We start from the raw sequence: 22,800 nt of genomic DNA, 5'->3' as shown, positions 1-22,800 counted from the left end.
GGAGTCACCTGGTCGGCGGTACCAGCGCGGTGAACTCGGCGCTCTGCGGCAGTAGCTGCACAAGGGTTGATCCGGCCGCCCACATGGCGGGCGGATCGGCGATCTGCCACAGCGTCTCGCAGGTATCGGTGTCGACTGCCGTCAATGCCCCGTCACGTTCGAATCGACCGATCACCACCGTGCCGTCGGAGCCGACGAAGTCCATCGAACCCAGCGGTACCCCGGAACACGCCGACACCTGGTCTCCAGTCGTCAGGTCGAACTTCTTCCACACCACGTCACGTCCGTGGACACCGAGATCGTGGTTGAGAAAGAGGTGTTCGCCGATGAATCGGTCCGCTACGGCGTTCTCGGTCTTGACCACCGACATCGGAGTGCCGTGATTGTCGAGCACCAGTTGCGCATCGTCGAGGTTGATCGCCAACACCGGCAGCTCACCTTCGCCGGTCGGCACAGCCGATGCCCCCTTCGGTGGGCGATATTCGCCGACCTTGGTGCCCTTCTCGTCGTAGAACCCGAACACCTGGGAACCACGGCCGCGCTGCTCATCCATCATGAAGCCGCCGATGACGGGTTCGACTCGCCGGTCGACGTTCTCGGCCAGCACCGCCCCGTCGACGACAGAGAACACGGTCTCCGGACCGTCGGCATTCATGGTCGCCGCGACCGTTGTCGGCGGGTCGCCCGGGAATCGGCTTTGGTCGAACGTCGACAGCAGGTCACCGTCGCCCGCCACCGACCACGTCAGTTGTCCCTGGTCTCCGATGCCGTGCGCTCCGACACCCTTTTCCAACGCGACCGCATAGTTGCCCACCTGCTTCACTTCAAGCGCTCGCGCGCCTTCCTGTTGTGGACGAAGTCCGGTCGGAACGTGCGCGATGACGGCGCCCGCGCCACTGTCGACAACCCACACGTCGTCGCGATCATCGCTCAACAGATCGTTGACACACACCAGCCGTCGCGGGCCGTTGAGAAAGCAGTCGGCGGATCGGGCATCGGGGATATCCACCGGAGGAAAGAGCGTCGTACCGTTCGAGACATCGATGCCCAGCACCGCGGTCTTCCTCAGCCCCTTTGTGCGGACCAGATACTCGACGGTGAAGTAGGCGCGGTTGCCGTCGTTGCCGATATATTCCGGGTTGATCTTGACCGGTTGGGAAAGGATCTTGTTGAGATCCACCCGCCATCCTGGCACCGGCTCCGATTGCAGCGACGGCAACAACACCTGACCTGGTACGCCGACCCGGCCGGGGTAACTGACCGGATCGAGTTCAACAGCGGACGGAAAGGGGAGCCAACAGCCGCTGACGAGACCTGCGATGCTGACGAGCGTGGCCGGCCACCACTTTCGACGGTGCCCACCGGATTCCGCCTCCGACCCGCGCATGCGGTACCCCCAAATTTCGTCTGCCTGGACACCGGTGACATTAGCAACGGTGCGACGACGCACCGGACACCAATTTGTGTTCAGGGATAACGCAGTTCAGTCAGTGGGTGATCTGCCAGTCGGCGGCCTCACGCTGCTGGTTCCAGAACTCGTCAAAACGTCCTCGCGCGGCCAACAGTTCGTCGATACTGCCGTCCTCGACCACCTTTCCGCCGTCGAGGAACAGCACCCGGTCCGCGTGCCGGATGCTGGCCAGGCGGTGCGCGACGATGACACGGGTGCGCGACTTCTCGTCCGCGGTCAGGGCGTCGACCACGGCGGCCTCGTTCTCGGTGTCCAGCGCGCTGGTCGCCTCGTCGACCAGCAGTACCGGCGCCGGCTTGACCAGGGCGCGCGCGATGCTGACCCGCTGACGCTCACCGCCCGACAGCGCCGTCCCGGCTTCACCGACCTTGGCGCCGTCGCCGTCGGGCAGCCGCGCCGTCAACTCGTCCACACGGGCCAGCCGCGCCGCGGTGGCGAGCTGCCCGGCGTCGGCGTCCGGGTCGCCGACCAGGATGTTGTCCCGGATCGATCCGTCGAACAGGTAGGGATGCTGGAACACCACACTGGTTGCCGCCCTACGGGTTTCGGCATCCATCTGGGCGGTGTCGACTCCGTCGATCAAAACCCGGCCGGAGCTCGGATGATGCAGGCCGGCTATGAGCGACAGGATCGTGCTCTTGCCCGATCCGGACGGACCGACGATCGCGGTGGTTCCGCCGGACTCCAGGACGAAGCTGACGTCCTCCAGTACCGGGGTGGTTCCGTAACCGAAACTCACGCCTTCGAATTCGATGCGGGGTGCGGTGTTCGTATCCAGCGTCGCGCTGCCGGTGGCCATGACGGGGGCATCGAGCACGGCTCGGATCCGGCCGAGCGAGGCCCGGGTGGTTTCGATCGCCGGGGCCAGCTCCGACAGTGAGGTGAACGGCTCGAGGTAGCGCGCGGCGACGACGATCATCGCGATCGCCTCGGGCACGCCGAGAGCGCCGCGCACCGTCAGCATCGTGGCCATGCCGGCCAGGATCAGCAGTGCCAGTTGGCTGGCCAGGCTGAACAGCAATTGTCCCGGCACCTGCATGAGCAGCAGCCGCATGCTGGCGCCGTGCTGGGCGGCCAGGGCGTCGCCGACCATGCTGCGGGCCGGTTCCACCCGCCGGGCGGCGCGCAGCGCCTGCTGGGTGCGGGCGAACTCGATGATCCGTTCGGTGAATGCCCGGTTGGTCTCGTCGGCCACCGTGTCGGCCTTGCGGCTCAGCCGGCCCGAGGCCCAGAACGCACCGAGCAGGATCACGACACCGGCCAGCGCGGCCAACCCGAGTGGGACCGAAATGAACAGCAGCGCAATGCCGATGGCTGCGGGGAGCAGAATCGCCCCGATCAACGGCGTCAGGAGGTTGACCACCATGCCGACGAGTTCGGGTCCGGTCGCCGCGATGGCCTGGCGGGCGTTGGCGGTGTTCGCCCCGTTCTCGCTCCCGAGCCAGTCCATCCGGATGCCGGGCAGCCGATCGGCCACATCGTGTTGAGTGTTGTCGAGCAGGGCGAAGCCCAGATCGAATCCCAGCCGTGACGTTGCGGTGTCGACGATCCAGCCGATGACCGTGGCGGCGGTGAGCCAGCCCAGCCACGGCAGCGCGTCACGCGGCGCATCGCTGAACAACGCTGCCACAAGGGGAATCAGCAGCACGGTGCCGGCCGCGCGGATCACCACCGAAACGAGGGTCAGCGTGGCGTAGACGCCGACCCGGCCGCGGCGATCCGCCGGGATGAGAGCGATCAAGGTGCGGATCATCGTGCGGCCTCTCCTGCGGTAACGGCGTCGCTGGGATGCAGTGACTGACCGGTCTGCCAGAGCTGGTGGTAACGCCCCTCGGCGGCGAGCAGTTCTTCATGGGTGCCGGTTTCGGCGACCCGGCCGCCGTCGAGCACCACGATCTGGTCGGCGTGGGTGATGGTGTGCAACCGGTGCGCGATCACCAGCACGGTCCGGTCCTTGGTCAATCGGTTGAGCGCCTGCTGCACAAGGTATTCCGATTCCGGGTCGGCAAAGGCCGTGGCCTCGTCCAGGATCAGTACCGGGGTGTCGGCCAGGATGGCCCTGGCGATGGTGAGTCGTTGCCGCTCACCGCCGGACAGTGCCGACGATGCCCCGAGCACCGTCTGATATCCGTCGGGCAGGCGCAGGATCCGCTCGTGGATCTGGGCGTCGCGCGCGGCCTGCTCGATCCGGGTCTGGTCGGCGTCCGGGTCGGCCAGCGCGATGTTCTCGGCGACGGTACCCGCCACCAGTTGGGTCTCCTGCAGCACGAACCCGACCTGGCGGTACAGCTCGTCAGCCGGTAAGGACCGGATGTCCTTGCCGTCCAGGCGGATCGATCCCGTACCCACGTCATGGAACCGGGCCAGCAGCGCGGCCAGGGTGGACTTGCCCGAGCCCGAGGGACCGACGAGCGCGGTGACAGTACCCGGACGCAAGGTCAGCGAGACGTCCTGGATCACCGGAACGCTCGGCCGGTACCCGAAGGTCACGCCGTCGAACACCACGGCGGCCGCGGAACCCGGCTCACCCGGGTGCTCGAGCAGCGCCAGGTCCGCCTCGTCGAGTGCGTTCTGAATGCGGCGGGCGGCCAGCATGCCACCGCGGATCCCACCCAGTCCGTAGCCCACCCCGAGCAGCCGGACACCGAATGTGGTGCCGAGCAACAGGAAGGGCAGCAGATCGACGGGGTCCATCGAGCCGCCGATGATCATCGGGGTGCCGACGGCGGCGATCAGCCACAGGAACGTGCCGGGCCGGGTGACGAGGTCCATCAGCGACTTCTTGCCGGTGAACGGGCGCTGCCAGCCGACGAGGAATCCGATGTACTCGTCGAGGCGGCGGCGGAAACTCGACGACGCCGCGCCGCCGAACACCCGGACGACAGGCTGGCCTTCGAGGTAGGCGCCGGCCTCTCCACTCATCCGGTCGGCCCAGCGTTGCGCCTGGCCGATCTTGGCACCGGACTGGATGGTCATCACCGACATCAGCACCAGATAGGTGAGCACCGGGATGAACAGCACCAGCGCCAGGCGCCAGTCGACGGTGAACAGGTAGACCAGCACGGCCACCGGGGCAACCACCGCCGCAACGGCATCCGGGATGGCGTGGGTGACCAGGTAGTGCAGTGACAGGGTGTCGTCCTGCACCAGCTGTTTGATCGAGCCCGAACCGCGGGCGGTGAACCAGCCGAGCGGCAATCGGGCCATCTTCGTCAACAGCCGGGTCCGCAACTCACGGGCGAACTTCGCGTCGAGCCGGTGCAGCCACAAGGTCAGGCCGGCACCCAGCAGTGCGCCCAGACCCAACAGCCAGACCGCGGTCAAACCCAGTGTCCACAACCGGGATTCGTCGGCTCCGGACAGCAGCAGCCGGGCCAACTCGACCAGCAGGACGAAGGGCGCCAGCTGGATCAGGGTGATGATCGCCTGCAGCACGCCCGACACGATCAGCGGGGTTTTCAGTGGGGCCAGCAGCCGTCCCGCACCCTGCGCGCGCCAGGTACCACGTGCGGGCGCAGCCGTGGCTGCGGCGGCTACAGGCTCGGCCACAACCGTTTCGGAGTCAGCGGTTTCGGACTCGGCCTCAGGGCCGGGCTCGGCTTCCGTGCGGTCGGTGCCCATGGCCCGGCCCTCGGTCCAGTAGGCCTGGGCGTGCAGTTCGGACTTGGGGAAGCCGAACTCATCCTTCAACCGCGCACGCAGGTGCTTGAGCGAACCGGCCTCCGGTGTCACCCAGCAGTACCAGTCCGACCAGTCCCTGGCCTCGATCGCGGCGGCCAGCGAGGTCGTGTCGTGGCGCTTGACCCAGTGCACCTGCAGCCGTGGGTGCTCGGCGATCGGGATCAGCAGGTCGTTCTCGTCGTGCTGCTCGAGATAGGCCTCGATCGGGATGTCGCGCGGCAGCGCACCGATGATCCCGTTGATGGCGGGTATGGCCGCCGCGTCACCGATCAACAGGTAGCCGGCGGGCAGATCCTCGGGCACGGTGAATCCCGTGGAGCCCAGGGCCATCACCGGGATCGTGTCGCCCGGCTTCGCAGCGCGCGCCCACTTCGACGCCGGTCCCGACGGCTCGTGCAGCACCACGTCCACCGCGAAATGCCCGGTGTCCGGATCCATTTCGGACATGGTGTAGCCCCGTTGGAACTCGGTCTTCGAGCCGTCGGGGTCCGGAACCCAGAAACGCAGGTACGACGTCGGCTCGGCGATGGCGTCCTCGAACACCGTCGGCGACACCAGGCGCAGGCGCAGCATGTTCGGTGTCAGATAGGTGGTCTCGACCACCGTCGCCTGGTGATCACGCGCACCGAAGCCGCGCATCATCACTCCCTGAAATCCGCGTGCCATCAGCGGTCCTCTCCCTGGGCGGTCAGATCCGCCACGATGTCGGTCATCGGCCTGCCGGGGACCACGGACGTCAGCAGTCCCCGGATCAGCGCGTTCATCAGAAGTTCCAGATACTGCGGGCCACTGAGTTGCATACCCGCCGTGTGCACCGGTCCGAGCGCCGCGTCACCGGCCAGTCGTTGGGCGGCGGCATCGCGTTCCACGACGAATTCGTCGCCACCGCTGGCCTCGGCCTTGAGTTCGTGCTGGGCGGCCAGCCCGATCGCGAGCACGGCCACCGAACTGCTGAGCAGCGCTGCCCCCTCGGCCGTGTAGCCGCGCCTGCCCAGTGCGGCGATCTCGTCGGTCAGCAGCTGGGCCCCGGCCTCCCCACGCGGGAACAGCACCTGCATGTAGGTGGCCAGGCCCGGATTGTCCAGGGTGAACCGGTGCAGGCTGACCCCGAATGCCAGCAGATGGTCTTCGACGGACCGGGCCGGATCGTCGACGAACTCCAACTCGGCGAGCAGGCTCTCCCCGACCAGGCGCTCAAGTTCCCAGCGGCCGCTGATGTGGCGGTACAACGCGGTCGCGGAGACCCCGAGCCGAGCGGCGACGGCATTGATGCTCAGGTTGCGCATGCCGAGCTCGCGACCGGCGGAGACGATGTCGGACACCGCGATCAGCGGCGGGCGCCCACCCACGCGCGCGGGAGCACCGGTTCCGGCCACGACTACCTCCACAGGAAAGTTACCCCCACAAACTAAGGGTCACCTTAGTGCGCGTCAACCCGCCTCTTGCATAACAGAGCGATTGCTCTGTTATGGTGGCCGCGTGCCTCGCCCTCGCGTCTACGACCCGGATTCGGTGCTCGACGCCGCCGAAGCCCTGGCCGTGCACTCGGGACCGGCCTCGGTGACCATCCGCGCGATCAGCGATGCCGTCGGCGTTTCCAACGGCGCGCTGTATCACTCGTTCGGCTCACGGGCCGGCCTTCTCGGCCAGGTCTGGCTCCGGGCCGGGCGCCGATTCCTGGTCCTGCAGCGTGAGCTGGTCACCGCGGCGCACCGCGGCGCCGACGCGATCGCCGCGGCCGCCTACGCGCCGGTGATCTTCGCCGAACGCCACCTGGCTTCCGCACGACTGCTGCTGCAGGTCAGTCGCGACCAGGTGCTCGGCCATGACCTCCCCGCCGAGCTGACCGAGCAGATACGCGAGCTGGAAAAACAGTTGGTGGACTTGATGATCGAACTCTCGATGGCCACGTGGGACCGGCGCGACCGGGCCGCGGTGGACACCGTGACGACCTGCATCGTCGACCTACCGACCGCGATCCTGCTGCACCGCAACCGCATCGACGACCCGACTTCCCGCCATCATCTCAGTGCCGCCGTGGCGGCCGTGCTGGCGGTAGGACCCGCCCCCAACCCCCGAAGGAAGGAATCCCATGGCCACAAATCTTGATTACGACGGCGACATCGCCATCCTCGATCTCGGCGACGACGAGAACCGGTTCTCCCCGGAATTCCTCGACGAAGTCGATGCACAACTCGACGCGGTCCTCGCCAGGGGCGCACACGGCCTGGTGACGACCGCGGACAGCAAGTTCTACTCCAACGGTCTCGATCTGGATTGGCTTGGCGCCCACAGTGATCAGGGAGATTGGTACGTCGGCCGGGTACAGGGCCTGTTGGCCCGCATGCTGACACTGCCCATCCCGACGGCCGCGGCCGTGGTCGGACACGCCTTCGGGGCGGGCGCGATGCTCGCCATCGCCCACGACTTCCGGGTGATGCGCGACGACCGCGGTTTCTTCTGCTTCCCCGAGGTCGACATCCGGATCCCGTTCACCCCGGGCATGGCGGCGCTGATCCAGGCCAAGCTGACCCCGCAGGCCGCGGTCGCGTCGATGACCACGGGCCGCCGGTTCGGCGGCATCGATGCCAAGGCGTACGGCCTGGTCGACGCCACGGCCACCGAGGGTTCGGTGACCATCACGGCCACCGAACTACTGCGGCCGTTGGGCGGCAAGGACTCCGGCACCCTGGGCGCGATCAAGCAGGGCATGTTCGGTCCGGCGGTCCAGGCCCTGACCCGGGCCGGCTAGACCGGAATGACCGTGCCGGTCTCCCGCTCGGCGAATTCGACAACGCCCGCAGCGATTTCGTAGTCGCACGCCACCGCGGAACGTCCGATCAGTACGGGTCCGCCACGGAGCCCGAACCGGCCTTCCACCCCGACATAGCTTCCGGGCGGGATCGGTTCGCTCAGGCAGTACAGCGTGGGCGCCGCCCCCGCGTCGATGTCGTTGGCGAACACATCGGCCACTGCCTTGACACCGCGCTGTACCGCGCTCATCAACGGTTTGTCCGAGACGTTCGGCAGGTTGGAGGCGACCCAACCCGGATGCGTGAGTTGGGTGACCAAGGGCGACTTCGCGGTCCGCAGGCGGCGGTCGAGTTCAAGGCCCCACAACATGACGGCCAGCTTCGACCGGCCGTAGGCACCCATCACCGTCCACTTGTGGTGGCGCAGGTGCATGTCGTCGAGGTGCAACGTCGCGGACTTGTGTGCTTCGGAGCCGACGTTGACGATCTGCTTGCGGACCCGGTCGAACAGCAGATTCGTCAGCGCGAACGGACCGAGCAGGTTGGTGCCGATGGTCATCTCGAAACCGTCGACCGTGTCGGTCCGATGCTGGGAGAGCGCGCCGGCGTTGTTGATCAGGATGTCGACATCGCCGTCGAGGCGTCCGGGAAAGGCGCGTACCGAAGACAGATCGGCGAGGTCGAGCTCGATCACCTCGGTGGATCCGCCGATCTCCGCCACACGCTGCGCGCCCAGCGCAGTGTTACGAACGGCGAGGATCACGTGCGCGCCTGCGCGCGTCAGTGCCCTGGCCGTGCCGAGGCCGACCCCGTTGGTCGCGCCGGTCACGATGATGCGCGTACCGGTGAGGTCGCCGAGACGACCCGGCGTCCAATGTGTGGTCATGGCAGGGTGATCCATCCCGGCAGTCTCATGCCGGGATGGTCACCTCGGGGTGTCAGTTGCCCCAACCGCGCTGGCCGTCCCAGCCACCGCAGATGCCGTTCAAGCAGCCGTGGCCCCAGCCACCCTGGGCCGGGTTCCAGCCACCGCAACCGTTCCAGCCGGGGCCGCTGTCGCAGCCACCGCCACCGCCGGCGTCACCGCCGCCGCTGGGTTGAGCACTGATCGTCGTCGCGGGCGCGTCAGTCATAAGTACGGCGGTCGGTCCTGCTGCAATCGCCACCGCAGCTCCCGCTACGAACACTGACCCCATGAGTTTTCGTATGGTTAGCATGGCTCCATACTCCTCTCCTGTGAGCCTCCTGCCAAGCGATGTGATCAAGCCCGCGTGTAGCGCAGCATTGTCACACCGGTCCCAGCAAAGGCATCCGGGTACTCGCAGAAAACGGGCTTGACACGCATTCCGACGCAGAGATCCTCGGGTGCGACGTCAACCAGTTCGGTGGAGAACCGCGGACCCTCGTCCCATTCTACTATCGCAAGCATTTGCGGAACTGCGTCCGCGAAATGCGGGCCCACGGGGCGGCGGGCCACCGTGAAGGAATACAGCGTGCCCATCCCCGAGATCTCGCGCCATTCAAGGTCATCGGCGAGGGTGCGGGGCGCCAGCACGCGCGGGTAGAACACGTAGGCCTGCGTCGACGGCGAGTACTGGATGGCGATGCGGTGCTGCGCGAGCGCATCCCAGAACGGCGCGCTGGTAGGGGTTTTCACCGGCATCGGCCGGGCGAATCCGGTCATCGGTTTCAGTCGCCTTCCAGGATCAGAGTGGTTTGCTCGGACAGGATGCCGCCGTTGCCGGACACGAACGCGCGATTGCAGTCGCTGATCTGGGCCGCGCCGGCACGGCCCATGATCTGGCGGGTGGCGTCACACACGTGGTGCATGCCGCCAGCCAATCCTGCTTGCCCGAAACCGAGTTGGCCGCCTGCGGTGTTCAGCGGGAAATCTCCGCGGAAGGTCAGGTCATGATCGGACACGAAGGACATGCCCTTGCCCTTCTCGCAGAATCCGGCGTCCTCCAGGCTGAGCAGCACCGTGATCGTGTAGCAGTCGTAGATCGACACCATGTCCATCTGGTCGCGCGTCAGCTCGGTCATCCCGAACGCGGTATCGGCCGCCTTGCGCATCGGCGTGTCCAACAGATTCTCGGCGTAGGTAGGGGTCTTGAAGGGCACGTGTTCACCAAAACCCTTGATCCACACCGGCCGGTTGCGGGAACGGGCAGCCACCTCGGCGCTGGCCACGACGACCGCGGCCCCACCGACGCACGGCATCACGATCTCGAGCATGTGTAGTGGATCGGCGATCACCGGGCTGGCCAGCACGTCTTCGATGCTCAGCGGGGTGTCTTTCCAGATGGCGCCGTCGGTGTGGTTGGCATTGACCCGCTGATCCACCACGATCTTTGCCATCGCCCGCTCGTCGTAGCCGTACTCGTGGGAATAACGTTGGGCCACCTGCCCGTACGGCCCGTTCTGACCGAGGTTGCCGTAGGGAATCTCGAATTCGGCCTGCGGCGAGCCGAACTGGTTGCTGGACGAACCGAAGAACACCGCATCGGTCAGCGTCTTCGGTTTCAACTCGGAGGACGGGGTGATGTAACGCGCAGGCAGAGCACACAGCACCACGTCGCACAGGCCGAGTTCGATTGCGGCGGCCGCCCGCCACACCATGCCTGCTGCGCTCGCCCCACCGAGGTCCAGCAACTCTGCGAAGTTCGCTCGTACACCGAGGTATTCGGCCACGGTAGACGGTACGAAGATCTCCGACTCGCCCAGATGAGAGGTGACGATGCCGTCGACCTCCTCGGCGGACAGACCGGCATCCTCCAGGGCCGCTGCTGCCAGCAGGGCCCACTGCTCCAAGGTGAACGGAGCCGGCGAGGCTTTCGACATGCGTTCCGGCGGCAACTCGACGTAGCCGACGATCGCGGCGTCGCCCTGTAATCCCCTACGCGGTCTCATACTCACTCCTCACTTGCGGGGTAGTCCCAGGATCAGCTGGGCGATGATGTTGAGCTGGATCTCGGTGGTGCCGCCGCCGATCAACTCGGCGGGAAGGTCCAGGTAAGGCGCCACCACAGCCGGTTGGCTGTCCTGTTCCAGGGCAAGCGGTCCGGTGAGGCCGAGGGTGAGTTCGGCCGCACGGCGCAGCATCACGTTGGTGGCCACCTTGGCGATGCTCGACGCCGGACCGGGCGCCTGCCCGTCGAGCAGGCGCAGCGTCTCGCGGACCCCCAGTGCCTTGAGCGCGTTGGTGTAGGCGTCGATCTCGCCGATGGCGTGCAGCACCGGGTCGGGATCGGGGCTGACCGCGACGAGTTCACGCAGGGCGCCCATCCGGTCGATGTTGACGTAGCCGCTGATCGCCACCCGTTCGTGGGCCATGGTGCTGATGGCCAACTGCCAGCCCGAAGTCGGGTCCCCGAGCAGCATCTCGTCGGGCACGAGCACGTCGGTCAGGAACACCTCATTGAATTCGGATCGCCCGCTGGACTGGGTGATCTGCTTGAATTCGACTCCGGGTGACCGCATGTCGAGGATGAAGTAACCGATGCCGCGGTGCTTGGGGGCGTCCGGATCGGTGCGGGCCAGCAGCGCTCCGTAGTCGGCTCGATGTGCGAGCGACGTCCAGATCTTGTGCCCGTTGATGCGCCAACCGCCCTCGACCCGCACGGCCCGGGTACTCAGGGAGGCCAGGTCGGAACCCGCGCCCGGCTCACTGAACAGCTGACACCAGGACAGGTCCCCGCGCAGGGTCGCGGGCACGAAACGGTCCTGCAGATCCGGGGTTCCGGCCGCGATGACGCTCGGCAGGATCCATTCGGCGATACCCACCGAAGGCCGCACGAGGCCGGCTCGCTTGCCGAACTCCTCGTCCACGATGAGTTGCTGGCGTACGGTCGCGTCGCATCCCCACGGCGCGGGCCAGTGCGGAGTGATCAGTCCGGAGTCGGCGAGCAGGTTGCGCCGGTCTCCCACGGGGGACTCACCGCGATCGTCCTGGTCTCCGAAACCGCTGTCGGACAGCGTGAGTGCACGGTCCAGCACGTCGGCGACCCGGGCCCGGAAGTCGGCATCGGAGTCGCCGAGGTGAACCGTGACGTCGCGGACGACGGTGGCCGACAACTCGCCGAGCTCGCGGGTCCAGCGCGAGACCGGACCGATCGAGGCGGCCAGGCTGGTGGCCCGGCGCCAGTACAGGTGCAGGTCGTGTTCCCAGGTGTACCCGATGGCCCCGAGCATGGTGAGCGTCTCAAGCACGAGGCCGGGAACCGGCATGACCGCTCTCACCGCGGCCGAGCAGGCGGTCAGCCGGTGCTGGTCGGTGTCCGCGGATCCGTTGAGGGCACGCACCGCATCCCAGGCCGCTGCCGTCGCCAGTGCGCTGTTCACCAGCAGCATCGCCGCCTTGTGCTGCAACGCCTGAAACGTCCCGATCGGCTTGCCGAACTGTTCTCGCGTGCGTAGGTGCTCGGTCACGGTGTCCACGCACCACTGGGTGATGCCGGCTGCTGTCGCCGCGGTGAATGCGACGATCAGATCGCTGACCCGGCCGGCGTCCAGTCCGGGCAGGACCGCGCCGGCCGGCACTGCCAGATCGTGCAGGTGCAGGATGCCCAGATCGGTGGTCAGGTCGGTGCCCCGACGCGATTCGACCTGCGCCTCAGCCGGATTCAGCACTGCCCAGGCCAGGGCGCCCGTCTCGTCGGTGAAGGGCACCACGACACGCTGTGCCGAGCAGATCCCCAGGGCCGGCCCGGACGACCCGGTCAGGCGCCACCCGTCACCGTCGCGTCGAGCCGTGAAGGCGGAGTGCTCACCGGACAGCACGACTGCGCGTGCGCCCGCGGCGATCTCCTTGAGGAGCGTCGATGCGGCCGCGCCTTGCAGGCCGGCCGCCGCGGCCCCGGCGATCGCGGTGGTGAGCAGCGGCCCCGGCAGCAGCGCTGAGCCCGCAGCCTCCAGTACGCAGGCCATGTCCGTCAGTCCACCGCCCTGCCCGCCGACCGATTCCGGTAGATGAACAGCATGGAAGCCGTTGTCCACCAATGTGTCCCACCAGGATGGTGGTCGGCCTGCGGCCAGATCGTCCAGACCGGCCCTGGTCGCATCGATCGGCGCGTGCCGGGCCGCGAACTGCTCGACGGCCTGACTGAGCTGCTGTTGCTCCGGGGTCAGAGCGATGGACACGTGGGTCATGCGCGCCTCCTGGCGGCGAAGAAGCGGGCGCCTTCGACGATGGACTCCGTCGTCGGCCTCGGCTGCCATCCGAGTTCGCGGACCGCCTTGCCGTGATCCATCGGCGACATCACGTGCATGAGCCGCACGGTCAGCGGGCTGAGCTGGTTCTCCTTCTTGCGCAGCCGGGCCAGCGGATCGACCACCGCGCCTGCAGCGGCCAGCACACGGACCGGAATCCCACGCCGGGGCGGCTCGACATCGACCGCCGCGCAGGCGGTCTGGTAGATCTCCTGAGCGCTCATGAAACGTTCGGACACGATGTAGCGTTCGCCGACCCGGCCGCGCTCACCGGCCAGGACCAGTGCCTCGGCGGCGTCCGCGATGCCGACGGTCTCGGCTGCCGCGCCCTTGACGTAGAACGGCATCTTGCCCCGTACCGCGGCGGCGACCAGACCCCCGTGCGGTGTCGGCAACCAGTCGCCGGGTCCATAGGTATTGGACACACACATCGCGACGGCGGGCAGACCGTGCTCGCGGGCGTAGCGCAGCACCATCTGTTCGGCGAGCACCCTGGTGTGCACGTAGTCGCCGCCGACGTCGAGCCAGTTGTTCGGCAGATCCTCGGTGGCAAGCCCGGATTCGGCGATGCCGATGGTGGCGATCGAGCTGGTGAAGACGAACTTGCTCAGCCCCGCCTCGACCGCGACGTCCAGAACCTCTTGCAGCCCTTCGATGTTGGTTCGCCACAGCGGGGCCGGGTCGCTGAGCCAGGCCCTGGCGTCGACGACGCAGTAGTACACGACGTCGCAGTCATCCATCGCGGCACGCACCGACTCTGGGTCGAAGATGTCCCCGTAGACCCGCTCCACGTCGAGGTCGTCGATCCCGCGGGTGGAGCTGGTGTTGCGGATGAGTACCCGAACATCCTCGCCGCGCTCGACGAGTCGCCTGGCGACATGCGATCCGAGGAAACCGCTGGCCCCGATGACCAGTTTCTTTGTTGCCATGCGCCCTTGCGTTCGTCGTTCTCCGAATTAACGAGACGCTACGTCTCGTCTTGTGGGAGACTACGGTGGGTAGCTTTCCGTGTAAAGATCCCTGCAAAGGACCGACGAGGACGTGCCGATGACCCCCACTGCCGACGAGGCGGTGCCGACAAACTCTGAGCCCCCGCGACGCCGCAGCGAGAAGTCGCGGGTCGCCATCATCGAGGCCACCCGCGCACTTCTGCTGGAGCGGGGTTTTGACGGGCTGAGCATCGAGGCTGTCGCTGCCCGAGCCGGGGTCGGCAAGCAGACCATTTACCGCTGGTGGCCGAGCCGGCCCGCACTGGTCGCCGACGTGCTCTTGGAAGACGCCGACAAGATCCTGGCCACCATGCCGCGCACCGATGACGTCACCGCGGACCTGGTCTCCTGGGCCCGTACGCTGGCGTCGGCCCTGACCACGAAACGCGGCAACGCCATGCTGCGCATCCTGACCGCCGCCTCACTGGAACACGAGGACACCGCGGCACGGCTGCGGGCAGGTTTCAGCCATCCCCTGCTCGACTCGGTGCGCACCCGGCTGCTCGCCGAGCAGATCGATCCCGACCTGGCGTCAGCGGCTGCCGATGCGCTGCTCGGCGGTGTGGTCTATCCGGTGCTTTCCGAAGGACAGAGCTACTCGCGGCAGCGCGCCGAGACCATGGCGCGCACCATCGTCGCGAGCCTGCTCCGCCCGCCTTCCGTCTGAGGTCAGACGGTCAGGCCCCTCAGGCCCGAGGTTCGGCCCCGGGTGCCCGCACCACCATCGGCACGGCAGGAAAGTACGTCGCCATCTCCGAGCGGCACTTGCGCAGGGCGGCGGTACCGTAGCCGCGCTTGCGGAAGCCCGGGTGGATCCAGATCCGGACGTTGACCTCGCCGTGGGTCAGCTCACCGAACACCATGCCGACCTTCTCGTCGCCCTCCAACGCCACGAACCAGGCGGCCTCTTCGGCGTCCACCCGGCGCAGCGCCGCGCGGATCTCGTCGTCGACATCGGCCGCCGGGGCACCCGATCCGTCGCCGGAAGCACCCACGTCAGTGGTCCGGGCGACGAAGATGTCGCGGTCGGTATCGGCGGAGAACGCCCGCAACTCCAGCGATTCACCCGAGGCTGCCGGACGCTCGGACACCGTGAAGCTGAGCTGGCTGTTCAAGTCGTCGAGTTCGGCAGCAATCCCCCGTCGCGAATCCTTGGTGATCTGCGCGAACGACAGCCCCACCACGGCCTCCGACGCGAGGTGCGAGGTGCCGAGAAGCTGGGCGACCGCTTCGACGGCGGCCGCGCGATCGTCGGCGTCCACGATCACGTCGAGCACCTCGTGGCGCCGGTTCAGGGCGTTGAGCAGAGCGTCGGCAATTTCGCGCCGCGCCGCGGCTTTGTCGTGATCGGTCATACCGCGAGCGTAGATCAGCGGTCCGTGCTCTGTGCAGTGCAATCGTCAGCTCAGAGTCGGTCCATTTCTCGCACCAGGCGGCCTGAACTCAGCCGACCAACTCCTGTCCCAGGTAGTCGTCGGGTGTCCGCACTCCGCCGGGCACCACGAACACCGCCGACCCGATCGCGGTGGTCCACTGGTTCAGCGCATCGAACTTCGCGAGACGCCGTTGTACCGGGAGGAACTGCTCGTCGATGTCGCGTTGGAAAGTCGCGAAGATCAACCCGCTGTTCGACGTCTGGCCGGGTTCTGCCGGGTCGTCGTAGTTGTAGGGCCTACGCAGGAACCGCTCGCGGGTGCCCCGATGATGGGCCAGCGCGACGTGGGAGTTCTGCGGGATGACCGGAATCCCGTTATGTGTCAACGCGAAATCCGGTTCGTCATGCTCACGGCTGCCGGTCAGGGGAGCACCCGAATCCAGGGTGCGGCCGACGGTGAACTCCTTGCTCTGGCGGTCCAGCTCGTCCCAGGTGTCCATGTGCATCGCGATGCGCCGGATGACCATTAACGTGCCACCGACAAGTCCCGGGTGTGCCGGTCCCGACATCCAGACCAGATCGTCGAAGTCGGCGGCGGCCAGATTCGCGGTGCCGTCGACCTGCCCCATCAGGTTGCGCATGGTGGTTCCGCCGACGTCGGCCCCGCGGGCATTGCGGAATCCGGCCTGCCGCCACCGCGGCGCCGCCATCGACCGGACGTTCTTGGTCAGCACCCGGTTGGCATGGGCCACCGTCACCGGATCGTCGGCACAGATCTGCAACAGCAGGTCGCCCCCGGACCACCGGCGTTCGAGTCGGTCCACCTCGAACACCGGCAACTCACGCGCCGACGGCGGCCGGGCACCGGCCGCGCCGATCCGGTCGAGCAGCCCGACCCCCAGGCCGACCGTGATGGTCAATCTGGCTGGGCGGGTGGCGAGTTCGGGCTCGGTGTCGGCCAATGCGGGCGCACCCTGCGTCAACCGGGACGCATCCGTCGTCCACAACCGCAGGATCGCGGCGACGGTCTCCCGCTCGGTGCGCCCTGCAGCAGGCCTTCCGCCGTCGTTCAGATCGAACGCGACGAACAGCCCGTGTGACTGCGGTGCGGTGGCGATGCCCCCTTGATGCGGTCCGTAGAACGGGTCGACGTCGACCCCGAAACCGTTGCGCAGGGTGGCGGAATGGGCCGCACCGGACTGGTTCAGCACCGCACCGCCGGCCAGGGCGGCGGCGCCTCCGGCGAGGAGGCGGCGCCGGTTGACGGACAGAGGGGACCGATCAGCCATGTCCGTGAGGTGACGGCGGCTGATAGTTCTCGTTACCCCCGGCGAAATCACGCACCTGGGCCGTGATCGGAAGCGACGAGCCGTCCTCGAACACCAGCGAGACCGGAACGTCCGCACCGGGTTGCAGCGGAGCCTTCAGGTCCATCAGCATCAGGTGGTCCCCGCCGGGCGCCAACTCGTGCGTGGACCCGGCCACGATGGCGAGCCCACCTTCCTTGGGCCGCATGGTTTTCGAACCGCCGTCGCTCACGACCTCGTGCAGTTCCACCGTGCCGGCCGCGGGCGAGGTCGCCGAGACGATGCGCGCGTCGTGGTGCCCGGTGTTCGTGAGCGTGCCGAAGACCGCGGTCATTCCACCGTCTGCCGCACTGGCCCACTGCTCACTCACCTGAACCGTCTCGGCCATCTTCTCCTCGCGATGGCTCTCGGTGCAGGCCGCCAACCCGACCGCCAAGGTCAAGCCGGTCGCCGTCAGAACAGCTGCAACCCTAGACATTTGATCTTCCTTTCCACCACGCCACGGCGACATCGACCAACAGGAAAGCCAGCAGGCTCAGCCCGAACAACGGCAGAGCCCACCCGATGCCGACGGCGACGACAACCACGGCCACGCTGCCCCAGGGCGGCAATTGGCGCAGCGTGCCGCGCAGCGGTGCGCGACCCACCGCCCAGGCCGAACCTCGAGTGGGCCGGCGCTGCCACCACATCCGATAACCGCGCACGATGACCGAGATCAGGCCGACCATGGTGAGCGCCAGCACGATCTGGTTGGCAACCCCGAACAACAGGCCCATGTGGGCGTCGATCGTCCAGTCGGTGAGCTTGGCCAGCAGGGGCCACTGCGACAAGTTCACCCGATCGGTCACCTTGCCGGTATCGGGGTCAACCGCGATCGCGTCGGCGCGCGTGGGCCAATCACGTTTGCGCTCGGCCACTTTCCAGGCCTGACCGGCTTCGGCCGGCGGGTACATCCACATCGGGCCTTGTAGCCCGGCCTGTTCGGCGGTGTGCAGCACAGTGTCGGCGCCGCGCAACTCGGACCGGCCGCCGTGGTTGCCGTGATGTCCCGGCTGGGCGGCCGCGGTTCCGGAGAGCGCGGTGTCCACGGCTGGCGCCGTGGTGTTCAGCTGCGCCTGGATGCCATTGACCGTCTCGCCGCCGTACCGGGACCAGGTGATACCCGAAACCGACAGCGCCAGCAGCACCGCCACTGTCCACACGCCGACCGCACCGTGCCACGACAGCGTGCGTCGTCGCCCCGAGGTCGTGCGGTCGGGCAGGACCAGGTCGCGCATCGCGCGGTTCTCCCGACGCCGCATGATCCACAGCGCCAGCCCGGCCAGCACGATCACCCACATCCAGCTGGCTGCCAGCTCGCTGTAGTTGCGGCCGAATGCCCCCAGATGCAGGTTGCGGTGCAACTCGTCGAACCAGGCCCGCACCGGCATCCACTGCCCGTAGGTGGTCAGCGCGCCGCGCACCTCACCGGTGTACGGGTCGACGAACACCGTGCGCGAGTAGTCCGGCGGAATGTCCTTGAACTCCGGTCCCACCAGCAGGCTGATCTGGGTGGTCTCGTCAGGCGCCGCGGGCGGACGGATGCTCTCCACCGTGCCCTCGGGGTGAGCATGGCGGGCCGCGGCGAGCTGGTCGGCCAGCGGCAGGCGCTCGGTCCCCACCTGCGCGACCGTCAGCTCGTGCCGATTGACGAATGTGTCGATCTGCGGGATCAGCGCATAGAGCAGGCCGGTGACGGCCGCGATCAGGATGAACGGTCCGACGAATACGCCGGCATAGAAGTGCAACCGCACCAGAAGCGGGCGGATCGAATGGCGTTTGACGGGCGGAGGGGATTCCTCGCGTAGTTGATCGTCAGGGGTGATGGTCATGGTGATGCTTTCGCTCAGGAGAACCCGTGGAGAGGTGCACACGGGGCACAACGCGTAACAGCCCGTCACGGACGGCGGGCTCAGCTGAAGGAGTGGGCCTTAGTTGCCCATGGCGGGCACCGCCGGCGGCGCCCGCATCCCCAGCCCGGTGCGCAGCAGAACAGGCCGCGCCACAACCACATTCGAAGGCCACCAGAGCTCACGGACCGACGGGCGGATCCTGGCGGCAGCGAAGATCCGTAGCCAGGACAGCACCGAGGCGCACACCACGTAGAGGTACTCGGCGAGACCGATGACCAGGCCGAGCCCCACCGCGGCAGCGGCGTGCAGACCGACCATGGGGGCACTGAGCAACGAGGCCGCGTGATGGTGCCCGCCGGCCGTTGCCAGGGCGAAGTGACCGAGCAACTGCCCGGCGCCCAGGCCGGCGATCAGCAGGCCGGTCTTGGCCCCGCGCGTCTGCGGGTTCACGCCACCGACTGCGGCACCGAGGGCCGCACACAGCAACAGCAGCACGATCAGTGGGCTGCTCGCGGGAGCCATGCCCCCGGCTGCGGTATGGGCGACCGTCGCGGTCAGTGCCGAGCACGCGCCGACAAGACCACCGCGCAGGCGCGCGGCATGCTCGGCAGACGTGCTCACCTGCGGAACCCTACCGTGCAGTCTGAGCAGGGCAGCTGCCGTGGCGCCCTAGGGTGACCCTGTGGGTAGCCCGGCATACGACCAGTACGAGTTGATCGCCCCCGAGTACGCCCGGACCTTTGCCGGCGAATTCGAATCCCGGCCCTTCGACCGTGCGGTTCTGCGGTCCTTCGCCGACCTGGTGGCGCGGGCCGGCGGACGAACCGCCCTCGATGTGGGCTGCGGGCCCGGTGAGGCCGCCGCCGAGCTCGCCGGCTGCGGATTGCAGACCGAAGGAATCGACGGCTCGGCCGCGATGGTGTCTCTCGCGGAGCAACAATGGCCGGAAGTGCGGTTTCGGACCGCCGACATGTTCGACCTTCCGTACACGCCGGGAACCTTCGATGCGGTGTGCGCCTGGTACTCGATCATCCACACTCCCGGCGCGGCGCTGCCGGAACTGTTCACCGAGTACCGCCGGGTCCTGACCGAGCCCGGGTGGGTGTTGCTCGCCTTCCAGACCGACGGCGAGCCCGCGGTCTATGACCACGCCTTCGGCAGGGACGTCGAGCTGACGTTCCTGCGCCATGGCACCGCCGCGGTGTGCGCTGCCCTGGAAGCGACGGGATTCACCGTGTACGCGACCACCAAGCGCGCGCGTCAGGCGCAGCTCGACGAGCCCACAGCCCAGGCCATGGTCATCGCGCACACCTGATTATCATCCTTGACTTATATAAGTACTAGCTTCTAGATTGGGCACGTGCACGCCTTCGACATCCTCGGAGATCCGGTGCGCAGGCGGATCTTGGAGCTCATCCAGGCGGACGAGTTGACCTCCGGCGCCATCACCGAGGTGATCCGGGCCGAGTTCGAGATCAGCCAGCCCGCGGTGTCGCAACATCTCAAGGTGTTGCGGGACAACGGCTTCGCCAATGTTCGGGCCGAAGGCACGCGTCGGCTGTACAGCGTCGACACCGCACCACTGCGTGAGGTCGACCAGTGGCTGGAGCGGTTCCGGCGCAACTGGACACCGCACCTGGATGCGCTGGCGACCGAGATCGCGCGCGGCAAGCGGGAACGAAGAAGAACCACGAACAAGGAGGCTTCCCAGTGATCGACGTCCAACAACAGCTCAACGAGGTCCGCCGCAGTGTGGGCCGCACGACGTTCGAAGCCCGGGAGGCACGAGTGGTGAGCGTCAGCCAGACCTATCCCACCGACGCCGCCGATCTGTGGGATGCCTGCACCAACATCGAGCGGATCCCCCGCTGGTTCCTGCCGATCACCGGCGACCTGCAGGTGGGCGGCCGTTTCCAGCTGGAAGGCAACGCCTCGGGAGAGGTGCTGACCTGCGAACCGCCCCGCTCCTTCACGACCACGTGGGAGGCCATGGGCGCCACCAGTTGGGTCGAGGTCACCATCACCGAGGCCGGCGAGGGCCGCGCCACTTTCACGCTGGACCACATCATGCACTCCGGCGACGACGACGAGTTCTGGTTGCAGTTCGGCCCCGGGGCGGTCGGAGTCGGTTGGGATTCCGCACTTCTCGGGCTTGCCGGATACCTCGGCGACGGCGACCGCATCACCCCGGAGGAGGGTGCCGCCTGGGCGGCCGGCGACGAGGGCCGCGCATTCATGACCTCCGCCAGCGAACTCTGGTATCAAGCAGACCTGGCGGCCGGCGAGGATCCGGCTCAGGCACGCGCCGCAGCTGATCGCACCGCCGCGGCGTACACCGGCGGCTGACCTGCGCGGACGCGACGTGACGGGGTGCGGCCACAGCACCGCCGTACCCTGTCGTTGTGCCTGACCTCCACCCGAACCTGACCGCCCTGGCTCCCCTGCTCGGGACCTGGGCGGGTCCCGGGGCTGGTGAGTATCCGACGATCGAGTCGTTCGAATACCTCGAAGAGATCACCTTCGGCCACGTCGGCAAGCCGTTCCTGAGCTACAGCCAGCGCACCAAGGCCCGCGATGACGGTCGCCCGCTGCACGCCGAGACCGGATACCTGCGGGTCCCGGCGCCGGGGCGGGTCGAATGGGTGCTGGCGCATCCGACCGGCATCACCGAGATCCAGGAAGGCACCGTCCGCGTCGTCGACGGGCGCATCGACATTCAACTCGCGGCGACCACTATCGGCCTGACCGCCTCGGCCAAAAACGTTGCGGCACTGTCGCGTTCCATCCAGGTGGTCGGCGACGAACTCACGTACAACCTGCAGATGGGCGCGGTCGGACAACCACTGCAGCACCACCTGTCCGCCACCCTGACCAGGAAGACCGCATGAGCCCAGACGGCAAGATCGCCCTCCCCTCCGACCTCGACGCGGTCACCGACATCGGCGACGAGGATCATTCGGACATCGACCCGAAGGCCGTCGAGCGCGTCTGGGAATCGGTCCGGTACTGGTACGGATCCGGCATGCACCCGGCCATTCAGGTGTGCTTGCGGCGCAACGGAAAAACCGTGCTGAACCGGGCCATCGGCCACGGCTGGGGCAACGGACCCGACGACGCACCGGACGCCGAGAAGATTCCCGTCACCACCGCGACCCCGTTCTGCGTCTACTCGGCGGCCAAGGCGATCAGCACCACTGTGGTGCACATGCTCGTCGAGCAGGGGCACTTCTCCCTCGACGACCGGGTCTGCGACTACCTGCCCAGCTTCACGAGTCACGGCAAGGACCGCACCACCATCCGGCATGTGGTGACCCACAGCGCCGGAGTCCCGATCCACACCGGTCCGCGTCCCGACGTCACCCGCGTCGACGACAGCGAGTACACCCGGGAGCAACTGGCCCTGCTCAAGCCGGTGTACCGGCCGGGCCTGGTGCACATCTACCACGGGCTGACCTGGGGCCCGCTGATCCGCGAGATCGTCTCGGCGGCCACCGGTCGCAACATCCGCGACATCCTGGCCGACGAGATCCTCGACCCGCTGGGTTTCCGGTGGACGAATTACGGCGTTGCCGCAGACGAGGTTCCGTTGGTCGCGCCGAGCCACGTGACCGGTAAGCCGCTGCCCGCGCCGATCGCCGCGGCATTCCGGGCCGCAGTGGGCGGGACACTGGACCGGATCATCCCGCTCAGCAACACCCCGTTGTTCCTCACCAGCGTGATCCCGTCGTCGACCACCGTCTCCAACGCCGACGAACTGTCTCGGTTCGCCGAGATCCTGCGTCGCGGAGGCGAACTCGACGGGGTCCGGATCATGAAGCCGGAGACCCTGCAGGCCGCCACCGCGCCCTGCCGGCGGATGCGTCCCGATGTGGCGACCGGCCTCAAGCCGATGCGCTGGGGTACGGGCTACATGCTCGGTGGAAAACGCTTCGGGCCGTTCGGCCGCAACACTCCCTCGGCGTTCGGACACACCGGCCTCGTCGACATCGCGGTGTGGGCCGATCCGCAACGCAGCCTGTCCGCCGCGATCGTCAGCAGTGGCAAGCCCGGCGCGCACCGCGAGGCCAACCGCTACCCCGCGGTGCTGGACCGGATCGCGGCCGAGATGCCGGTCGGCTGAGTCT

23 protein-coding genes are annotated in these 22,800 nt (G+C 67.6%); 8 read left to right on the top strand and 15 right to left on the bottom strand.

Annotation, left to right across the window (positions count from 1 at the left end; genetic code table 11):
- Positions 1-4 precede the first annotated feature (4 nt).
- The 4 genes from AB0876_RS08545 to AB0876_RS08530 all read right to left on the bottom strand — a co-directional run bounded on the left by AB0876_RS08545 (position 5) and on the right by AB0876_RS08530 (position 6,528).
- A complete protein-coding gene (locus tag AB0876_RS08545) occupies positions 5-1,387 on the bottom strand; it encodes a 9-bladed beta-propeller domain-containing protein (protein WP_526041717.1) in 1,383 nt (460 codons plus the stop codon).
- Between the two features lie 100 nt (positions 1,388-1,487).
- On the bottom strand, positions 1,488-3,224 hold the full coding sequence (locus tag AB0876_RS08540; RefSeq protein WP_491839554.1) for an ABC transporter ATP-binding protein: 1,737 nt from the start codon (positions 3,222-3,224) through the stop codon (positions 1,488-1,490).
- Positions 3,221-5,818, bottom strand: coding sequence for an ABC transporter ATP-binding protein/permease (locus AB0876_RS08535; protein ID WP_526041716.1), 2,598 nt, complete (start codon positions 5,816-5,818; stop codon positions 3,221-3,223). Before AB0876_RS08535 ends, AB0876_RS08540 begins: the two co-directional genes overlap by 4 nt.
- Positions 5,818-6,528, bottom strand: a complete 711-nt coding sequence (locus AB0876_RS08530; RefSeq protein ID WP_491839552.1) for a TetR/AcrR family transcriptional regulator — start codon at positions 6,526-6,528, stop codon at positions 5,818-5,820. The genes AB0876_RS08535 and AB0876_RS08530 overlap by 1 nt, the downstream gene beginning before the upstream one ends.
- Before the next feature lie 103 nt (positions 6,529-6,631).
- Here AB0876_RS08530 and AB0876_RS08525 point away from each other — a divergent pair, with 103 nt between their 5' ends.
- Positions 6,632-7,261, top strand: a complete 630-nt coding sequence (locus AB0876_RS08525; RefSeq protein WP_526041715.1) for a TetR/AcrR family transcriptional regulator — start codon at positions 6,632-6,634, stop codon at positions 7,259-7,261.
- A complete protein-coding gene (locus AB0876_RS08520) occupies positions 7,245-7,904 on the top strand; it encodes an enoyl-CoA hydratase-related protein (protein WP_491839550.1) in 660 nt (219 codons plus the stop codon). Before AB0876_RS08525 ends, AB0876_RS08520 begins: the two co-directional genes overlap by 17 nt.
- Here AB0876_RS08520 and AB0876_RS08515 read toward each other — a convergent pair.
- From AB0876_RS08515 to AB0876_RS08490, 6 genes are read right to left on the bottom strand one after another with little or no spacing between them, the layout of a single operon-like run.
- A complete protein-coding gene (locus AB0876_RS08515; protein WP_526041933.1) occupies positions 7,901-8,791 on the bottom strand; it encodes an SDR family NAD(P)-dependent oxidoreductase in 891 nt (296 codons plus the stop codon). The two genes, AB0876_RS08520 and AB0876_RS08515, sit on opposite strands and share 4 nt — an antisense overlap.
- Before the next feature lie 52 nt (positions 8,792-8,843).
- On the bottom strand, positions 8,844-9,122 hold the full coding sequence (locus AB0876_RS08510; protein ID WP_491839549.1) for a hypothetical protein: 279 nt from the start codon (positions 9,120-9,122) through the stop codon (positions 8,844-8,846).
- Between the two features lie 44 nt (positions 9,123-9,166).
- The gene (locus AB0876_RS08505; RefSeq protein ID WP_491839548.1) at positions 9,167-9,589 is read right to left on the bottom strand and encodes a Zn-ribbon domain-containing OB-fold protein; all 423 of its coding nucleotides are present in this window, start codon (positions 9,587-9,589) and stop codon (positions 9,167-9,169) included.
- Between the two features lie 5 nt (positions 9,590-9,594).
- Positions 9,595-10,815 carry a thiolase family protein gene (locus AB0876_RS08500; RefSeq protein ID WP_491839547.1) on the bottom strand — a complete coding sequence of 407 codons (1,221 nt, stop codon included), beginning with the start codon at positions 10,813-10,815 and terminating at the stop codon, positions 9,595-9,597.
- A 9-nt stretch (positions 10,816-10,824) separates the two neighbouring features.
- Positions 10,825-13,044, bottom strand: coding sequence for an acyl-CoA dehydrogenase family protein (locus AB0876_RS08495; protein ID WP_526041932.1), 2,220 nt, complete (start codon positions 13,042-13,044; stop codon positions 10,825-10,827).
- Between the two features lie 5 nt (positions 13,045-13,049).
- Positions 13,050-14,042, bottom strand: a complete 993-nt coding sequence (locus AB0876_RS08490) for an NAD-dependent epimerase/dehydratase family protein (protein ID WP_491839546.1) — start codon at positions 14,040-14,042, stop codon at positions 13,050-13,052.
- A 118-nt stretch (positions 14,043-14,160) separates the two neighbouring features.
- Between AB0876_RS08490 and AB0876_RS08485 the strand changes: the two genes are divergently transcribed.
- Positions 14,161-14,769 (top strand): TetR/AcrR family transcriptional regulator, encoded by a 609-nt coding sequence (locus AB0876_RS08485; protein WP_055118902.1) that lies wholly within the window; start codon positions 14,161-14,163, stop codon positions 14,767-14,769.
- 19 nt (positions 14,770-14,788) lie between these two features.
- Here AB0876_RS08485 and AB0876_RS08480 read toward each other — a convergent pair whose 3' ends face one another.
- The 5 genes from AB0876_RS08480 to AB0876_RS08460 form a co-directional block, all read right to left on the bottom strand.
- Positions 14,789-15,457 (bottom strand): GNAT family N-acetyltransferase, encoded by a 669-nt coding sequence (locus AB0876_RS08480; RefSeq protein ID WP_055118904.1) that lies wholly within the window; start codon positions 15,455-15,457, stop codon positions 14,789-14,791.
- An 88-nt stretch (positions 15,458-15,545) separates the two neighbouring features.
- Positions 15,546-16,766, bottom strand: coding sequence for a Dyp-type peroxidase (locus AB0876_RS08475; RefSeq protein WP_526041714.1), 1,221 nt, complete (start codon positions 16,764-16,766; stop codon positions 15,546-15,548).
- A complete protein-coding gene (locus AB0876_RS08470; RefSeq protein ID WP_526041713.1) occupies positions 16,759-17,262 on the bottom strand; it encodes a copper chaperone PCu(A)C in 504 nt (167 codons plus the stop codon). Before AB0876_RS08470 ends, AB0876_RS08475 begins: the two co-directional genes overlap by 8 nt.
- The gene (locus tag AB0876_RS08465; RefSeq protein WP_526041712.1) at positions 17,255-18,655 is read right to left on the bottom strand and encodes a PepSY domain-containing protein; all 1,401 of its coding nucleotides are present in this window, start codon (positions 18,653-18,655) and stop codon (positions 17,255-17,257) included. Before AB0876_RS08465 ends, AB0876_RS08470 begins: the two co-directional genes overlap by 8 nt.
- A gap of 99 nt (positions 18,656-18,754) precedes the next feature.
- Positions 18,755-19,297, bottom strand: coding sequence for a hypothetical protein (locus AB0876_RS08460; protein ID WP_526041711.1), 543 nt, complete (start codon positions 19,295-19,297; stop codon positions 18,755-18,757).
- Positions 19,298-19,358: 61 nt separating this feature from the next.
- On the opposite strand from AB0876_RS08460, the gene AB0876_RS08455 reads away from it, so the two are divergent.
- The 5 genes from AB0876_RS08455 to lipE are packed head-to-tail and all read left to right on the top strand — an operon-like array spanning position 19,359 to position 22,796.
- On the top strand, positions 19,359-19,991 hold the full coding sequence (locus AB0876_RS08455; protein WP_526041710.1) for a class I SAM-dependent DNA methyltransferase: 633 nt from the start codon (positions 19,359-19,361) through the stop codon (positions 19,989-19,991).
- Positions 19,992-20,036: 45 nt separating this feature from the next.
- A complete protein-coding gene (locus AB0876_RS08450) occupies positions 20,037-20,390 on the top strand; it encodes an ArsR/SmtB family transcription factor (RefSeq protein ID WP_526041709.1) in 354 nt (117 codons plus the stop codon).
- Positions 20,387-21,022 (top strand): SRPBCC family protein, encoded by a 636-nt coding sequence (locus AB0876_RS08445; protein ID WP_526041708.1) that lies wholly within the window; start codon positions 20,387-20,389, stop codon positions 21,020-21,022. The genes AB0876_RS08450 and AB0876_RS08445 overlap by 4 nt, the downstream gene beginning before the upstream one ends.
- 56 nt (positions 21,023-21,078) lie before the next feature.
- Positions 21,079-21,564 (top strand): peroxynitrite isomerase, encoded by a 486-nt coding sequence (locus AB0876_RS08440; RefSeq protein ID WP_491839545.1) that lies wholly within the window; start codon positions 21,079-21,081, stop codon positions 21,562-21,564.
- Positions 21,561-22,796: a lipase LipE gene (lipE, locus tag AB0876_RS08435; protein ID WP_526041707.1), complete on the top strand. Its 1,236-nt coding sequence runs from the start codon at positions 21,561-21,563 to the stop codon at positions 22,794-22,796. The genes AB0876_RS08440 and lipE overlap by 4 nt, the downstream gene beginning before the upstream one ends.
- Positions 22,797-22,800 lie beyond the last annotated feature (4 nt).

This window comes from Mycobacterium sp. NPDC049093, assembly GCF_040704635.1.
Lineage (GTDB): Bacteria > Actinomycetota > Actinomycetes > Mycobacteriales > Mycobacteriaceae > Mycobacterium.
The sequence above is the reverse complement of the archived record's forward strand: the minus strand, read 5'-3'. Positions and strand labels throughout refer to the sequence as shown.

What these genes read in the sequence shown, in the direction of transcription:
- lipE (WP_526041707.1), top strand. Translation starts at nt 21,561, where the DNA reads ATGAGCCCAGACGGCAAGATCGCCCTCCCCTCCGACCTCGACGCGGTC.
- AB0876_RS08465 (WP_526041712.1), bottom strand. Translation starts at nt 18,655, where the DNA reads ATGACCATCACCCCTGACGATCAACTACGCGAGGAATCCCCTCCGCCC.
- AB0876_RS08485 (WP_055118902.1), top strand. Translation starts at nt 14,161, where the DNA reads ATGACCCCCACTGCCGACGAGGCGGTGCCGACAAACTCTGAGCCCCCG.
- AB0876_RS08535 (WP_526041716.1), bottom strand. Translation starts at nt 5,818, where the DNA reads ATGGCACGCGGATTTCAGGGAGTGATGATGCGCGGCTTCGGTGCGCGT.
- AB0876_RS08520 (WP_491839550.1), top strand. Translation starts at nt 7,245, where the DNA reads ATGGCCACAAATCTTGATTACGACGGCGACATCGCCATCCTCGATCTC.
- AB0876_RS08545 (WP_526041717.1), bottom strand. Translation starts at nt 1,387, where the DNA reads ATGCGCGGGTCGGAGGCGGAATCCGGTGGGCACCGTCGAAAGTGGTGG.
- AB0876_RS08480 (WP_055118904.1), bottom strand. Translation starts at nt 15,457, where the DNA reads ATGACCGATCACGACAAAGCCGCGGCGCGGCGCGAAATTGCCGACGCT.
- AB0876_RS08490 (WP_491839546.1), bottom strand. Translation starts at nt 14,042, where the DNA reads ATGGCAACAAAGAAACTGGTCATCGGGGCCAGCGGTTTCCTCGGATCG.
- AB0876_RS08470 (WP_526041713.1), bottom strand. Translation starts at nt 17,262, where the DNA reads ATGTCTAGGGTTGCAGCTGTTCTGACGGCGACCGGCTTGACCTTGGCG.
- AB0876_RS08505 (WP_491839548.1), bottom strand. Translation starts at nt 9,589, where the DNA reads ATGACCGGATTCGCCCGGCCGATGCCGGTGAAAACCCCTACCAGCGCG.
- AB0876_RS08510 (WP_491839549.1), bottom strand. Translation starts at nt 9,122, where the DNA reads ATGCTAACCATACGAAAACTCATGGGGTCAGTGTTCGTAGCGGGAGCT.
- AB0876_RS08500 (WP_491839547.1), bottom strand. Translation starts at nt 10,815, where the DNA reads ATGAGACCGCGTAGGGGATTACAGGGCGACGCCGCGATCGTCGGCTAC.
- AB0876_RS08540 (WP_491839554.1), bottom strand. Translation starts at nt 3,224, where the DNA reads ATGATCCGCACCTTGATCGCTCTCATCCCGGCGGATCGCCGCGGCCGG.
- AB0876_RS08475 (WP_526041714.1), bottom strand. Translation starts at nt 16,766, where the DNA reads ATGGCTGATCGGTCCCCTCTGTCCGTCAACCGGCGCCGCCTCCTCGCC.
- AB0876_RS08515 (WP_526041933.1), bottom strand. Translation starts at nt 8,791, where the DNA reads ATGACCACACATTGGACGCCGGGTCGTCTCGGCGACCTCACCGGTACG.